The organism is Chimaeribacter californicus, assembly GCF_002858675.1.
In the GTDB taxonomy this organism is placed as follows: Bacteria; Pseudomonadota; Gammaproteobacteria; order Enterobacterales; family Enterobacteriaceae; genus Chimaeribacter; species Chimaeribacter californicus.
The window spans coordinates 215,876-229,054 of sequence record NZ_PJZF01000004.1 but is presented as its reverse complement, the minus strand read 5'-3'; the positions used below and the strand labels follow the sequence as shown (position 1 = coordinate 229,054).

General features: G+C 57.3%; 13 protein-coding genes. 11 read left to right on the top strand and 2 right to left on the bottom strand.

Annotated elements, in window-relative coordinates; translation table 11 throughout:
- The first annotated feature begins 1 nt into the window (after position 1).
- The 8 genes from CYR55_RS07355 (at position 2) to pckA (ending at position 9,293) form a co-directional block, all read left to right on the top strand.
- Entirely contained in the window at positions 2-1,477 is a 1,476-nt protein-coding gene (locus CYR55_RS07355) for an NAD-dependent succinate-semialdehyde dehydrogenase (protein ID WP_101815495.1), read from the top strand.
- Entirely contained in the window at positions 1,471-2,274 is an 804-nt protein-coding gene (hpaH, locus tag CYR55_RS07350) for a 2-oxo-hept-4-ene-1,7-dioate hydratase (RefSeq protein ID WP_101815494.1), read from the top strand. The genes CYR55_RS07355 and hpaH overlap by 7 nt, the downstream gene beginning before the upstream one ends.
- A 12-nt stretch (positions 2,275-2,286) precedes the next feature.
- Positions 2,287-3,084, top strand: coding sequence for a 4-hydroxy-2-oxoheptanedioate aldolase (hpaI, locus tag CYR55_RS07345; RefSeq protein ID WP_420912725.1), 798 nt, complete (start codon positions 2,287-2,289; stop codon positions 3,082-3,084).
- An 18-nt stretch (positions 3,085-3,102) separates the two neighbouring features.
- Positions 3,103-4,461 (top strand): 4-hydroxyphenylacetate permease, encoded by a 1,359-nt coding sequence (gene hpaX, locus CYR55_RS07340; protein ID WP_101815492.1) that lies wholly within the window; start codon positions 3,103-3,105, stop codon positions 4,459-4,461.
- Between the two features lie 9 nt (positions 4,462-4,470).
- On the top strand, positions 4,471-5,343 hold the full coding sequence (gene hpaA / locus CYR55_RS07335; protein WP_101815491.1) for a 4-hydroxyphenylacetate catabolism regulatory protein HpaA: 873 nt from the start codon (positions 4,471-4,473) through the stop codon (positions 5,341-5,343).
- 216 nt (positions 5,344-5,559) lie between these two features.
- Positions 5,560-7,122, top strand: a complete 1,563-nt coding sequence (gene hpaB / locus CYR55_RS07330; protein ID WP_101815490.1) for a 4-hydroxyphenylacetate 3-monooxygenase, oxygenase component — start codon at positions 5,560-5,562, stop codon at positions 7,120-7,122.
- 9 nt (positions 7,123-7,131) lie between these two features.
- Positions 7,132-7,647, top strand: coding sequence for a 4-hydroxyphenylacetate 3-monooxygenase, reductase component (gene hpaC / locus CYR55_RS07325; protein WP_101815489.1), 516 nt, complete (start codon positions 7,132-7,134; stop codon positions 7,645-7,647).
- 23 nt (positions 7,648-7,670) lie between these two features.
- Positions 7,671-9,293 (top strand): phosphoenolpyruvate carboxykinase (ATP), encoded by a 1,623-nt coding sequence (gene pckA / locus CYR55_RS07320; protein ID WP_101815488.1) that lies wholly within the window; start codon positions 7,671-7,673, stop codon positions 9,291-9,293.
- A 139-nt stretch (positions 9,294-9,432) separates the two neighbouring features.
- On the opposite strand, the gene CYR55_RS07315 is transcribed toward pckA, so the two are convergent.
- Positions 9,433-9,702 carry a YdgH/BhsA/McbA family protein gene (locus CYR55_RS07315; protein WP_165699541.1) on the bottom strand — a complete coding sequence of 90 codons (270 nt, stop codon included), beginning with the start codon at positions 9,700-9,702 and terminating at the stop codon, positions 9,433-9,435.
- Between the two features lie 428 nt (positions 9,703-10,130).
- On the opposite strand from CYR55_RS07315, the gene CYR55_RS07310 reads away from it, so the two are divergent.
- From CYR55_RS07310 to CYR55_RS07300, 3 genes are read left to right on the top strand one after another with little or no spacing between them, the layout of a single operon-like run.
- Positions 10,131-10,673, top strand: coding sequence for a 2,4'-dihydroxyacetophenone dioxygenase family protein (locus CYR55_RS07310; RefSeq protein WP_101815486.1), 543 nt, complete (start codon positions 10,131-10,133; stop codon positions 10,671-10,673).
- 24 nt (positions 10,674-10,697) lie between these two features.
- Positions 10,698-11,399: a response regulator transcription factor gene (locus CYR55_RS07305; protein WP_101815485.1), complete on the top strand. Its 702-nt coding sequence runs from the start codon at positions 10,698-10,700 to the stop codon at positions 11,397-11,399.
- Positions 11,386-12,750, top strand: coding sequence for a HAMP domain-containing sensor histidine kinase (locus CYR55_RS07300; protein ID WP_101815484.1), 1,365 nt, complete (start codon positions 11,386-11,388; stop codon positions 12,748-12,750). Before CYR55_RS07305 ends, CYR55_RS07300 begins: the two co-directional genes overlap by 14 nt.
- A gap of 3 nt (positions 12,751-12,753) precedes the next feature.
- Here the strand turns inward: CYR55_RS07300 and CYR55_RS07295 are convergent, their stop codons facing one another.
- Positions 12,754-13,149 carry a cupin domain-containing protein gene (locus CYR55_RS07295; protein ID WP_101815483.1) on the bottom strand — a complete coding sequence of 132 codons (396 nt, stop codon included), beginning with the start codon at positions 13,147-13,149 and terminating at the stop codon, positions 12,754-12,756.
- Between the last annotated feature and the right edge of the window lie 30 nt (positions 13,150-13,179).

Here is a 13,179-nt window from a genome sequence, read left to right as displayed (position 1 = left end):
GATGACTGATGAACTCGACCTGTTGCGCCGGCAGGCATGGATTAACGGCGAATGGACGGCCGCGCTGAGCGGCAAAACCTTTAACGTCACCGACCCGGCGACCGGCGAAGTGATTGTGCAGGTCGCCGACCTCGGCCCGGCGGAGACGCGCGCGGCGATCGAGGCCGCACAACAGGCACTGCCTGGCTGGCGCGCCCTCTCCGCCCATGAGCGCAGCGCCATCCTGAAGCGCTGGCACAAACTGATCATGCTGCACCAGGTACAACTGGCCACCTTATTAAGCCGCGAGCAGGGCAAACCGCTGAGCGAAGCCAAAGGCGAAATCACCTATGGTGCCGGTTTTATCGAGTGGTTTGCCGAGGAGGGCAAACGCACCTATGGCGAGACCATCCCCTCCCCGCACAGTTCGCGCCGGCTGGTCACCATCAAACAGCCGGTAGGGGTGGTCGCGGCGATTACGCCGTGGAATTTCCCCCATGCGATGATCACCCGCAAAGTCGGCCCCGCCCTGGCGGCAGGATGCACGGTGGTGCTGAAACCCGCCGCCGAAACCCCGCTCTCAGCGCTGGCACTGGCGGTGCTGGCGGAAGAGGCCGGGCTGCCGCACGGGGTGCTGAATATTGTCACCTCGTCCGACGCGGTCGCGGTGGGTGCCGAACTGACGCAGAGCGAAGTGGTGCGTAAGCTCTCGTTCACCGGCTCCACCGGCGTCGGCAAGCTGCTGATGGCGCAAAGCGCCGGCACGGTGAAAAAGTTGTCGCTGGAGCTGGGCGGCAACGCGCCGTTGCTGGTGTTTGACGACGCCGACCTCGACAGCGCCGTGGCCGGTGCATTGGCCGCGAAGTTCCGCAACAGCGGCCAGACCTGTGTCTGCGCCAACCGCATTCTGGTACAGGCCGGGATTTATGACGCCTTTGCCGCCCGCCTCACCGAGGCGGTCGCGGCGCTGAAGGTCGGCCCTGCCACCGACAGCGAAGCCCAGCAAGGCCCGCTGATCTCCGCTGCTGCCTGCCGGAAAGTGGAAGAGCACATCGCCGATGCGCTGGGCAAAGGCGCACGGTTGCTCACCGGCGGCAGCGCGCACGCACTGGGCGGCCGCTTCTGGCAGCCCACGGTGCTGGCTGACGCCACCCCGGAGATGCGCATCGCCCACGAAGAGACGTTCGGCCCTGTCGCCCCGCTGTTCCGCTTCCACACCGAGCAGGAGGCAATTGCGCTGGCAAACAACACGGAAAGCGGCCTGGCCGCCTACTTCTGGACGCAGAACGTGCAGCGCGCCTGGCGCGTGGCGGAGGCGCTGGAGAGCGGCATGGTAGGCATCAATGAAGGGCTTATCTCCAATGAAGTGGTGCCGTTTGGCGGCATAAAACAGTCCGGGCTGGGGCGCGAAGGGTCGCGCTACGGCATCGACGATTATCTGGAAGTGAAATATCTCTGCTTCGGCGGGATTGAGGAAACAGGAGCTACCCCATGCTGAATGACCAGACGATCCACCAACTCGCCCGCGAGCTGCATCAGGCGGAAAAAAACCGCGAGCAGACGCGCCAGCTGTCGCTGCGCCACCCGGAGATCACCCTTGACGATGCGTATGCCATCCAGCGCGAATGGGTGGCGGCGAAAATCGCGGAAGGCCGCACGCTGAAAGGCCACAAAATCGGCCTGACCTCCAAAGCGATGCAGGCCAGTTCCCAAATCAGTGAGCCGGATTACGGCGCGCTGCTGGATGACATGTTTTTCGCCGACGGCAGTGACATCCCGGCCGGGCGCTTTATTGTGCCGCGCCTTGAAGTGGAACTGGCGTTTGTGCTGGCGAAACCGCTGCGCGGCCCCAATTGCACGCTGTTCGACGTCTACAACGCCACCGATTACATCATCCCGGCGCTGGAGATCATCGACGCGCGCTGCCACGGCATTGACCCGGAGACACAGCGGCCGCGCAAAGTCTTCGACACCATCTCAGACAACGCCGCCAATGCGGGCGTGGTGCTGGGCGGGCGGCCGATTAAGCCTGATGCGTTGGATCTGCGCTGGATCTCCGCGCTGCTCTACCGCAACGGTGTGATTGAGGAATCCGGCGTGGCGGCGGCAGTGCTCAACCACCCGGCCAATGGGGTCGCCTGGCTGGCCAACAAGCTGGCCGCGCACGACGTCCAGCTGGAAGCAGGGCAGATCATTCTCGGCGGCTCCTTTACCCGCCCGGTGGCGGCCCGCCCCGGCGACACCTTCCATGTGGATTACGGCGTGATGGGTGCCATCAGCTGCCGTTTTGTTTAGGGGATCATGATGTTGCATAACGCATTTAAACAGGCACTGGCCGACAAGCAGCCGCAGATCGGTTTGTGGCTCGGGCTGGCGAACAGCTACAGCGCCGAGGTGCTGGCGGGAGCGGGCTTCCACTGGCTGCTTATTGACGGCGAACATGCGCCCAATGACGTGCGCTCGGTGCTGGCGCAGTTACAGGCCATTGCGCCCTACCCCAGCCACCCGGTGGTACGCCCCCCGTGGAATGACGCGGTGATCATCAAACAGCTGCTGGACACCGGCGCGCAGACGCTGCTGATCCCGATGGTGCAAACCGCAGAGGACGCCCAACAGGCAGTACGCGCCTGCCGCTACCCACCGCAGGGCGTGCGCGGGGTGGGCAGCGCGCTGGCGCGGGCGTCGCGCTGGAACCGCGAGCCGGAGTACCTCCAGCGCGCCAACGATGAGATCTGTGTGCTGGTGCAGATTGAGACGCGTCAGGGCGTGGAGAACCTTGAGGCCATCCTGGCGGTGGAGGGCGTCGACGGCGTCTTTATCGGCCCGGCGGATCTCAGTGCGGACATGGGTTTTGCCGGGAACCCGGCCCACCCGGAGGTGCAGCGCATCATCACCCAAAGCATGGCTGCCATTCTGGCCGCGGGCAAAGCGCCCGGCATTTTGATGGCCAACGAAACGCTGGCCCGCCATTACCTTGAGCTGGGGGCGCTGTTTGTTGCGGTCGGCGTCGATACCACCCTGCTCGCCCGCACCGCCGAAGCGCTGGCGGCGCGGTTTACCCAGCTGCCGGTGTGTGCTGCCGGCACACCACCGTCGGTTTACTGATCCTGAGGGGAGAAAACCATGACCGCCTCCACCCTGTTTACGCCGGAGAATAGCCCATCTGATATTGAGCAACGGCTGGTGAAGAAACTGTTCCGCCGCCTGATTGCCTTTTTATTTGTGCTGTTTGTTTTCTCCTTCCTCGACCGCATTAACATCGGCTTCGCCGGGTTGACCATGAGCCAGGATCTGGGCCTGACGTCCACCCTGTTCGGCCTGGCCGCCACGCTGTTTTATGTCACTTACGTGCTGTGCGGCATCCCCAGCAATGTGATGCTGGGGATCGTCGGCGCACGCCGCTGGATCGCCGGGATTATGGTGCTGTGGGGCATCGCCTCGACCTGCACGCTGTTCGCCACCGATGCCCATTCGCTCTACATCCTGCGGATGCTGGTTGGGATTGCGGAAGCCGGTTTCCTGCCGGGTATCCTGCTGTACCTGACCTGGTGGTTCCCGGCGCGTTACCGCGCCCGTGCCAATGCGCTGTTTATGATCGCCATGCCGGTGACGATGATGATCGGCTCCCTCGTGTCCGGCTATATTCTGGCGCTGGACGGGGTATGGCACCTCAAAGGCTGGCAATGGCTGTTTCTGCTGGAAGGGCTGCCGTCGGTGATTCTCGGCATCGCGACCTGGTTTTTCCTGGACGACAAACCGCAGCAGGCGCGCTGGCTGGACGCGGATGAGAAGCGCCTGCTGGTCAGTATGCTGGAGCGCGAACAGGCCGCGCCCCGCCCCGGCGGTGCCACCCACAAACCGCTCTGGCGCGAGGTGCTGACGCCGATGGTGCTGCTCTACACGCTCGCCTACTTCTGCCTGACCAATACGCTGAGCGCCATCAACATCTGGACGCCGCAAATCCTGAAAAGCTTCAATGAAAGCAGCAGCAATATCGTGATTGGCCTGCTGGCGGCGATCCCCCAGTTCGTCACTATTGTGGTGATGCTGTGGTGGGGCCGCCGGTCTGACCGCCGTCAGGAGCGTAAACAGCACACCCTACTGCCCTATCTCTTTGCGGCTGCAGGCTGGCTGCTGGCCTCCGCAACCGCGCATCCGCTGGTGCAGTTAGTGGGGATTGTGATGGCCTCCGCCGGGGCCTTTACCGCGATGGCGATCTTCTGGACAACCCCGGATCGCGTTATCAGTTATGCGGCGCGTGCGGTGGCGCTGGCGGTCATCAATGCGGTGGGCAATGTCGGTTCCGCCGTCAGCCCGCTTATCATCGGCATCCTGCGCGATATGACCCACAGCTTTACCGCCGGGCTCTGGTTCGTCGCCGGGCTGCTGGTGCTGGGCGCGCTGGTACTGGCGTTTATCCCGATGAATGAACGCCAACGCGAAGCGCCTTCTGGGCTTCCCGATGCACACCGGGCGCAGTGAGGAGCCGCCATGCACAGCAGCTTTGAGAACATTGATATCAGCAGCGTGTATGACGCGCGCTACGCCGGGGAGGAGGTGCATTATGAGACCTTTGCCCGGCTGGCGGGGTTTTTCGGGCGGGATATGCACCCCCACTGGCATGACCGTTATTACCAGCTGCATTTTCTCGCCACCGGCAAAATTACTTTGCAGCTTGACGACCATTTCTACGACGTCAAAGCCCCACTGTTTATCCTGACCCCGCCGTCGGTGCCGCATGCGTTTATTACCGGGCCGGACAGCGACGGCCACGTCCTGACCGTGCGGCAGGAGCTGATCTGGCCATTAATTGAGAGATTGTGGCCGGGGAAATCGCAGGCCATCAACCAGACGGGGATCTGCCTGTCGCTGGAGTCGTCCCCCGATACGCTGGAGGCATTGAACCACTACTGGCCCCTGATGGCAGCGGAGTTTGCCCGCCCGGCACCGGGGCGCGAGCCGCTGTTGATTGCGCTGGCTCAGGGCATCTTTACGCAGGTGCTGCGGGAGGCCCCGCCGGAAGAGGGCACGGCGTGCAGCGTGCGCGGCGAGATGCGCCAGTTCCAGCGCTTTAACCGGATGATCGATGACCATTTCCGCCAACATCTGACGGTGCCGGACTATGCGCGTGAACTCGGCATCAGTGAAACCCGGCTCACGGAAATGTGCCGGCGCTTTGCCAACCAGTCCCCCAAACGGCTTATTTTTGAGCGGGTGCTGCGTGAGGCGAAGCGCCAGTTGCGCTACAGCACCGACAGCGTTAACCAGATCTCTTACGCGCTGGGCTACAAAGACCCCGCCTATTTCGCCCGTTTCTTTCACCGGCTGGCCGGGTGTTCGCCCAGCCAGTTCCGTCACCGTTAATTTCCCCAGGCGAGGGCGTTTTCCCCTCGCCTTTTTTCTGACGGGTTGATCCCGATCGCATTTTACCGGCCGCCGGTGAAAAGTACCGGGAATCCCCTGAAACGTCTCTTCCTGACTTGCCCGCCCAGGGCTTAAATGAATTAACAGAAACAAAACATCTTAATAACAAATCAGGCGTTCACCCTGAACGCATCGCCATCTTTGTGAGGTCAAATTATGAAGCCTGAAGCCCATCGTGCTGCCACCACCCGCCCTTTCACCGGCGAGGAGTATTTAAAAAGCCTGCAAGACGGGCGTGAAATTTATATCTATGGCGAACGGGTAAAAGACGTCACCACCCACCCGGCCTTCCGCAACGCCGCCGGTTCCATGTCCACACTCTATGACGCGCTGCACGCGCCTGAAAGCCATGACAAACTCTGCTGGCAGACCGATACCGGCAACGGCGGCTACACGCACCGCACGTTCCGTTTCGCCCGCTCGGCGGAAGAGATCCGCCAGCAACGCGATGCTATTGCGGACTGGTCACGCCTGACTTATGGCTGGATGGGCCGCACGCCGGATTACAAGGCGGCGTTTGGCTGTTCACTGGGGGCCAACCCGGAGTTTTACGGCGACTACGCCGACAATGCGCGCCGCTGGTATAAGCGCATTCAGGAAGCGGGGCTGTACTTTAACCACGCCATCGTTAACCCGCCGATTGATCGCCACAAACCCTCTGACGAAGTCAAAGATGTGTATGTGCAGGTCGAGAAAGAGACTGACGCCGGCATCATCGTCAGCGGGGCCAAAGTCGTGGCCACCAACTCGGCGCTGACCCATTACAACTTTATCGGGTTCGGCTCGGCGCAGGTAATGGGCGATGACCCCAGCTTCGCGCTGATGTTTGTGGCGCCAATGGATGCCGAGGGCGTGAAACTTATCTCCCGCGCCTCCTATGAGCTGGTGGCCGGGGCGACCGGCTCGCCGTTTGACTACCCGCTCTCCAGCCGCTTTGACGAAAACGACGCGATCCTGGTGATGGATAAGGTACTCATTCCGTGGGAAAACGTGCTTATCTACCGTGATTTCGACCGCTGTCGCCGCTGGAGTGTGGAAGCAGGTTTTGCCCGCCTCTACCCGATGCAGGCCTGCGTGCGCCTGGCGGTCAAACTCGACTTCGTCACCGCGCTGTTGCAGAAAAGCCTCGAGTGCAGCGGCGTGATGGAATTCCGCGGCGTGCAGGCGGCGCTGGGTGAAGTGGTGGCGTGGCGTAACCTGTTCTGGTCACTGAGCGATGCGATGGCGGCGGAAGCACAGCCGTGGAAAAACGACGCCTGGCTGCCGGATATGCAGGCGATGCAGACCTATCGTGTGATGGCCCCGATGGCCTACGCCAAAATCAAGAACATCATTGAAAGCAACGTCACCAGCAGCCTGATTTACCTGCCCTCCAGCGTGCGCGATCTCAACAACCCGGAGATTGACCGCTATCTGGCGCAGTACGTGCGCGGCTCGAACGGCATGGACCACGAGCAACGCATCAAGATCCTCAAACTCATGTGGGATGCGATGGGCAGTGAGTTTGGCGGCCGCCACGAACTGTATGAAATTAACTATGCCGGCAGCCAGGATGAAGTTCGCCTGCAATGCCTGCGCCATGCGCAAAGCTCCGGCAACATGAAAGGCATGATGGCGATGGTGGATCGCTGCCTCGCCGATTATGACCGCCACGGCTGGACGGTGCCGCACCTGCACAACAATGACGACATTAACCAACTCGACCGTTTACTGAAATAGGGGGCTTTCATGTCTCAAGAAGAACAGAACCGCCTGCGCTTTCGCGATGCGATGGCCAGCCTGCCTGCCGCGGTGAATATCGTGACGACCCAGGGCAGCGCCGGGCGCTGCGGCATCACCGCAACCGCCGTTTGCTCCGTTACCGACACCCCGCCCACTATGCTGGTCTGCGTCAACAGCCGGAGCGCCATGAACCCGGTGTTCACGCAAAATGGGCGGATGTGCGTCAATGTGCTTAATCATGAGCAGGAAGAGATGGCCCGGCATTTTGCCGGGATGACTGAACTGACCATGGAGCAGCGCTTTACGCTGGAAGGCTGGCGTGAGGGCGTGTTACAGCAGCCGCTCTTACAGTGCGCGCTGGCGAGCCTCGAAGGGGAGATCCAACAGATCCAAACCATCGGCACGCATCACCTTTACCTGCTGGAGATCAAAAGCATCACCCTCGCCGAGCAGGGCCACGGTTTGATTTACTTCAAACGCCAGTTTCACGCCACACCGCATCAGCAGGTTGTGACGGTATAACGCCGCTACCCCGGAGAACAGAGATGGAAATCCCCACTTCACTGCTGGCCTCGCTGGAAAGCCTTGGCCTGCGGCAGATCCCGAGTATTGTCTACAACCCGGATTACGCGACGTTATTTGCCGAAGAGACCAACCCGGCCTTGCAGGGGCATGAAAAAGGGGTGGTTACCGCGTCAGGCGCGGTCGCCGTCGATACCGGCGAATTTACCGGCCGCTCCCCGCGTGACAAGTACATCGTAAGGGATGAGCACAGCCGCGATCGCCTCTGGTGGGCCGACAGCGGCACCGGTAAAAATGACAACAAACCCTTAAGCCCTGAGGTGTGGCAGGCCCTGAAGCAGAAGGTGACGGCACAGCTTTCCGGCAAACGGCTGTTTGTCGTTGATGCCTGGTGCGGTGCCAATGCGGACACGCGCCTCGGCGTGCGGTTTATCACCGAAGTTGCCTGGCAGGCGCATTTCGTGACCAATATGTTCATCCGCCCTGAGCCTGGCGAACTGCATGACTTTCCGGCAGATTTTGTGGTGATGAACGGGGCAAAGTGCACCAACCCAGACTGGCAACAGCACGGGCTTAATTCGGAGAATTTCGTCGCCTTTAACCTGACCGAAAAGATGCAGTTGATCGGCGGAACCTGGTATGGCGGCGAGATGAAAAAGGGGTTGTTTTCAGTGATGAATACGCTGATGCCGGAACGTGGGATCGCCTCCATGCACTGCTCGGCCAACGTCGGGGAAAAAGGCGATGTGGCCCTGTTCTTTGGCCTCTCCGGCACCGGTAAAACCACGCTGTCGACCGATCCGCAGCGTCAGCTGATCGGCGATGACGAACACGGCTGGGATGATGACGGCGTGTTCAACTATGAAGGTGGCTGCTACGCCAAAACCATTAACCTTTCTGAGCAGGCCGAGCCGGAGATTTATCACGCCATTCGCCGTGGGGCGCTGCTGGAAAACGTGGTGGTGCTGCCGGACGGCGAGGTTGATTATGCGGATGCCGGCAAAACGGAGAATACCCGCGTCTCGTATCCGCTGACGCACATCGAAAACCGCGTTACGCCGGTGTCACGCGCGGGCCACGCGAAAAAAATCATCTTTCTCACGGCCGATGCGTTTGGCGTGTTCCCGCCGGTGAGCCAGTTAAAGGGCGATCAGGTGGCGTGGTACTTCCTTTCCGGGTTCACCGCCAAACTGGCCGGGACGGAACGCGGCGTCACCGAGCCTACCCCGACGTTTTCAGCCTGTTTTGGCGCGGCTTTCCTGACGCTGCACCCGAGCCGCTACGCAGATGTGCTGTTAAAACGCATCGCTGACGCCGACGCGCAGGTCTGGCTGGTGAATACCGGCTGGAACGGGGCCGGGAAACGGTTTTCGCTGAGTGATACCCGCGCCATTATTGCCGCCATTCTGGAGGACAAACTCGATGATGTACCGCGATCTGATCTTCCCCTGTTCCACCTTGCCGTGCCGCGAAGCGTCCCCGGTGTCGATGCTGCCCTGCTCGACCCCCGCACCAGCTGGCCCGGCGACGACGCCTGGCAAGATAAAGCACAAGAGCTGGCCCGGCGTTTCCATGATAATTTCGCTCGCTTCACAGATACGCCAAGGGGCGCGGAGATCGCCCGGGCGGGGCCAACGCCCAGCTAAGCTAAGCTAAGCTAATAACCATAAAAAATGCCCGCCGATGGCGGGCAGCGCGACGCTTATTCAGGCCGGTGAAGGTGTTTATTTGTGAGCCGGAAAAATTGCTGTGGTAATCAATAAATACCTCACCGGATTTTATGGCTTATTTATAGACATCGGCGGTACCGTGGAACAGGCCTGAATCACCGGACGTTCCCAGGCTGGTAATCGCGAATTTTTCCGCCCCTTCTTTATCGGCCTTCGCATTAAGTGCGTGGATTGTGTCATCAATATCTCCCCGGATGCCGGTGACGCTGGCTACGCCAAATTTATGCAAATTCCCGGCATCTTGTTTCGGGATTAACGTGGCGCTGTAACCTGGGAAAACAACCAAGGCAAAACTTAATGTGGCAATCATTTTAAATTTTTTCATGCAATATCCAATCATTCTGATAAAAACCATAGTTTACAGCAAGATAGGCCATAAGGTTGTTTAAAAAATTTTAAATATAGAGACGTGTTTTTTTGTCAGTTACATTCAGCTTGTGTAAGCAGAAATAAATAATTTATGAAAAACCGGCATATTTTATCGCGCGGTTTTTATTTTCTATGTCATTTATAAAAATCTTAACCAAATCTTAACTTGCACACTGCCTGTTTATTTTCCCTGAATGCAAACCGGTTAAATAACGGCTGACCTGATCAGGATTTATTACAGCAATAACAAAAACAGAAGCGTTTTTAAGCAAATTTAATGCAGCCTTTATCACATAATTGCGCATCCTGATTTGCTTGCCCGATAAACCTTAATTAACCTGCTTACTCTCGTTAAATAATTGTTTCATTATCTGGAGAAATGTTATGTCCTTAAATCAGCTTGAAGCCCGGCCGTTAAAAAATCCTGTGTCTGCTGTACTCCCGGAATCTCTACATATTGATACAATTAACCGGCCTTTTGCCCGGTCGTTTGGCGTGGAAGGTGTTAACCTGCAGTTGCTGCAGGCGGATGTGGAAGGTGGGACGTTTGCCGTCAGGATCCGCTTTGCACCAGGTGTGCAACTGCCGCCCCACCATCACACCGGTGTGGTGTATGCGTTTACGCTGTCGGGCGAATGGGAGTATATCGAGTACCCGGATTCGCCTAAAAATGTGGCCGGGTCATACCTGTATGAACCGCCCGGCTCCATCCATACGCTGCGCGTGGCGGCGCATAATGAAGAAGAAACCGATGTCGTGTTTATTATTACCGGCGCGATGCTGATCCTTGATGAGGCAGGGCATGTTATTCAGGTGCTTGATGCTGCCAGCCATATTCATGACTGGGCGGCCGCCCTGAAACAACAGGGTGATAAGGTGCCGGAGATCATTGGCGGCGGCCAGGTTAAATACGTCACACCGATGTAATTATTTGATGAAACAGGTATTCGTTTGAAAAAATCAGTCAGTTCCCTTTGTGACGTGTTGTGTATCGAAGATGATCCTACGCTTTCCCAGGCGATACAGGGTGAGCTGAGCCGCGCGGGTTTATCTGTCACCTGTGTCAATACAGGAAAGGATGCCTTTGATGCGTTAAAAACGAAAAAATTTGACGTCATCACCCTGGACCGGGTATTGCCTGACTGCGATGGGCTGGCATTTCTGGCAAAAATACGGGGTGAAAACATTACCACCCCCGTAATTATGATTAGCGGCATGGGAAGCGTCGCTGACCGGGTAGCCGGGCTGAAAGCCGGGAGTGATGATTACATTACCAAGCCTTTTGCCTCTGAAGAGATGATTGCGCGGGTTGAAGTGGTATTACGCCGGCAGGATCCCGGCGTCTCATCAGAGACCTCGATTGAAATTGGCGATCTTCATCTGAATCTTGTTGATCGCCATGTTTATTGCCGGGGTCAGAATATTTCGTTGAAAGGCACCGAATTTAAGCTGCTGGAGTTGCTGATGCGCAATTGTGGGCGGCTGATTACCCGGGCGTTTATTTTCGAAGTGGTCTGGGGCTACGATTTTGACCCTGGTACCAAATTGATTGACGTGCATTTAAGCAGCTTGCGCCGCAAGCTGGAGCAACTGGGCAGCCAAATCCAGATTAATAATATCCGGGGAGCGGGATTTGTTCTTGAAGCGCAGTAAGTCTCCGTTCAATTTTAAAAAGACCTCGGTTTTCCGCCTCTCGATGATGTATACCGCCGCGCTGATTGTGGGCGTGGTGGCGCTGTTACTGGCGATCTACCTGCAGGCCACCCGCTATTTAATCCATCAGGGGGATAAAATTATCCTTGGCCAGTCTACGGTGCTGATGCCGATGCCCGATCCCCAGCTCCGGGTGTCTATCCAGGACCGGTTAAAAGGTGACTTGCGCGGCGTTAATTTTTACGCCCTATTTGACCCGCAAAGAAGGTTAATCGCCGGGAATCTGCCTGCGTTGCCGGCAGATATCATCGCTGACGGCAAACCCAGGGCGCTTAATCAGGACGGTTTTCAGCATGGCGCGAGGGCCATTGCACTGCATCGCGCCAACGGGAACGTGCTGGTGGTCGGTTATGATGCCAAAACCCTGAGCGGCCTGCGCCATATCATGATTGTATGCCTGATCGCCAATGGCCTGATCCTGACCATCGGCGGCTTACTGGTGGGTATCTTCCTGAGCAGGGTGCCTATCCGGCGTTTATACACGATTGAGAAAATCGCCGCCCGGGTACGCAAGGGGCATTTTTCCCAACGCCTGCCCATATCGGGCCGGGGCGATGAACTGGATATGCTTTCTCATCTGGTTAATCAGATGCTGGAAGAAATACAATTTCTGATCAACGAAATGCAGAATGTCAGCAACAATATTGCACATGATTTGCGCACACCGCTCCATCATATCCGCGATCAGCTCTATTTCCTGGTCAATGAATGGGATGACGATAACAAAGCACAGGGAAAAGTGCGTATTATTCATGCGCTGGCCTCCACGGATAAACTATTAACCCGCTTTAAAGCCCTTCAACGGCTGGCGGATCTGGATAACCAAAAACGTCATCAGGCCAACCATGAATTTCTGGTTAAAGAGTTTGTGGATGAGATTGAAGAACTTTTTTATCCCTATACTGAAGACCGGGGAATAGATCTGGATTTTGTCGTCACCGGGAACGACCATATGGTGGGCGATAAAGGGTTGCTGATAGAGGCGGTGTTTAACCTGATTGACAATGCGTTTAAATTCTCCCCCACGGGCAGTAAAATCACCCTGTCGATAACCTTATCTGAAGATGAAGAAATCATTGCGGTATGTGATGGCGGGCCAGGTATTTTAACCGAAGAAAAGAAATATATGACCAGGCGGATGCAACGGGGCCGTTCAAGTTTAACCATTTCCGGCAGTGGGATGGGGTTGGCTATCGTGGCGGCAATAGCCAGGATACAGAAATTCGAATTGCACCTCGAAAATCGTTATCCTGGATTATGTGTCACGCTTAAACGGCAAAAGCCTCGGTAGCGATTATTTTTTTATTACGGTCATCAGCGGTTTGTTTTTTTCCACCACATAAGTGGACACCAGCACGGTTTTATGGTTGCCGTTTTCGAACCAATGTACCGTTTCAGGTTGCACAATTTTCGTCATGCCCGGCTTCATTTCAATGGCGCTCTGTCCTTCAATGAATAATTTCCCGCCCCCTTCCAGCACATAACCTGACTCAATGCCCGGGTGTTTATGATGGGGGGCAACACCATTCGGCGGCACTTCTGTACGAAACACCTCTGTAACATAACCCGGTGGGTAATCATACTGTGCAATAAGCACTTTCCCACGTGGATCCTTATCTGCTGCTATCGCCTGGCTTGAGATTATCGTTGAAAAAACAACGACCAAACCGAATGATGCCATTGATTTCATACTAAAACGTCCATTCACTTTTTAATTGAA

Excerpts from the sequence above, each read along its gene's own strand:
- CYR55_RS07355 (WP_101815495.1), top strand. The coding sequence starts at position 2 with ATGACTGATGAACTCGACCTGTTGCGCCGGCAGGCATGGATTAACGGC.
- hpaH (WP_101815494.1), top strand. The coding sequence starts at position 1,471 with ATGCTGAATGACCAGACGATCCACCAACTCGCCCGCGAGCTGCATCAG.
- hpaX (WP_101815492.1), top strand. The coding sequence starts at position 3,103 with ATGACCGCCTCCACCCTGTTTACGCCGGAGAATAGCCCATCTGATATT.
- hpaA (WP_101815491.1), top strand. The coding sequence starts at position 4,471 with ATGCACAGCAGCTTTGAGAACATTGATATCAGCAGCGTGTATGACGCG.
- hpaB (WP_101815490.1), top strand. The coding sequence starts at position 5,560 with ATGAAGCCTGAAGCCCATCGTGCTGCCACCACCCGCCCTTTCACCGGC.
- hpaC (WP_101815489.1), top strand. The coding sequence starts at position 7,132 with ATGTCTCAAGAAGAACAGAACCGCCTGCGCTTTCGCGATGCGATGGCC.
- pckA (WP_101815488.1), top strand. The coding sequence starts at position 7,671 with ATGGAAATCCCCACTTCACTGCTGGCCTCGCTGGAAAGCCTTGGCCTG.
- CYR55_RS07315 (WP_165699541.1), bottom strand. The coding sequence starts at position 9,702 with ATGAAAAAATTTAAAATGATTGCCACATTAAGTTTTGCCTTGGTTGTT.
- CYR55_RS07310 (WP_101815486.1), top strand. The coding sequence starts at position 10,131 with ATGTCCTTAAATCAGCTTGAAGCCCGGCCGTTAAAAAATCCTGTGTCT.
- CYR55_RS07295 (WP_101815483.1), bottom strand. The coding sequence starts at position 13,149 with ATGAAATCAATGGCATCATTCGGTTTGGTCGTTGTTTTTTCAACGATA.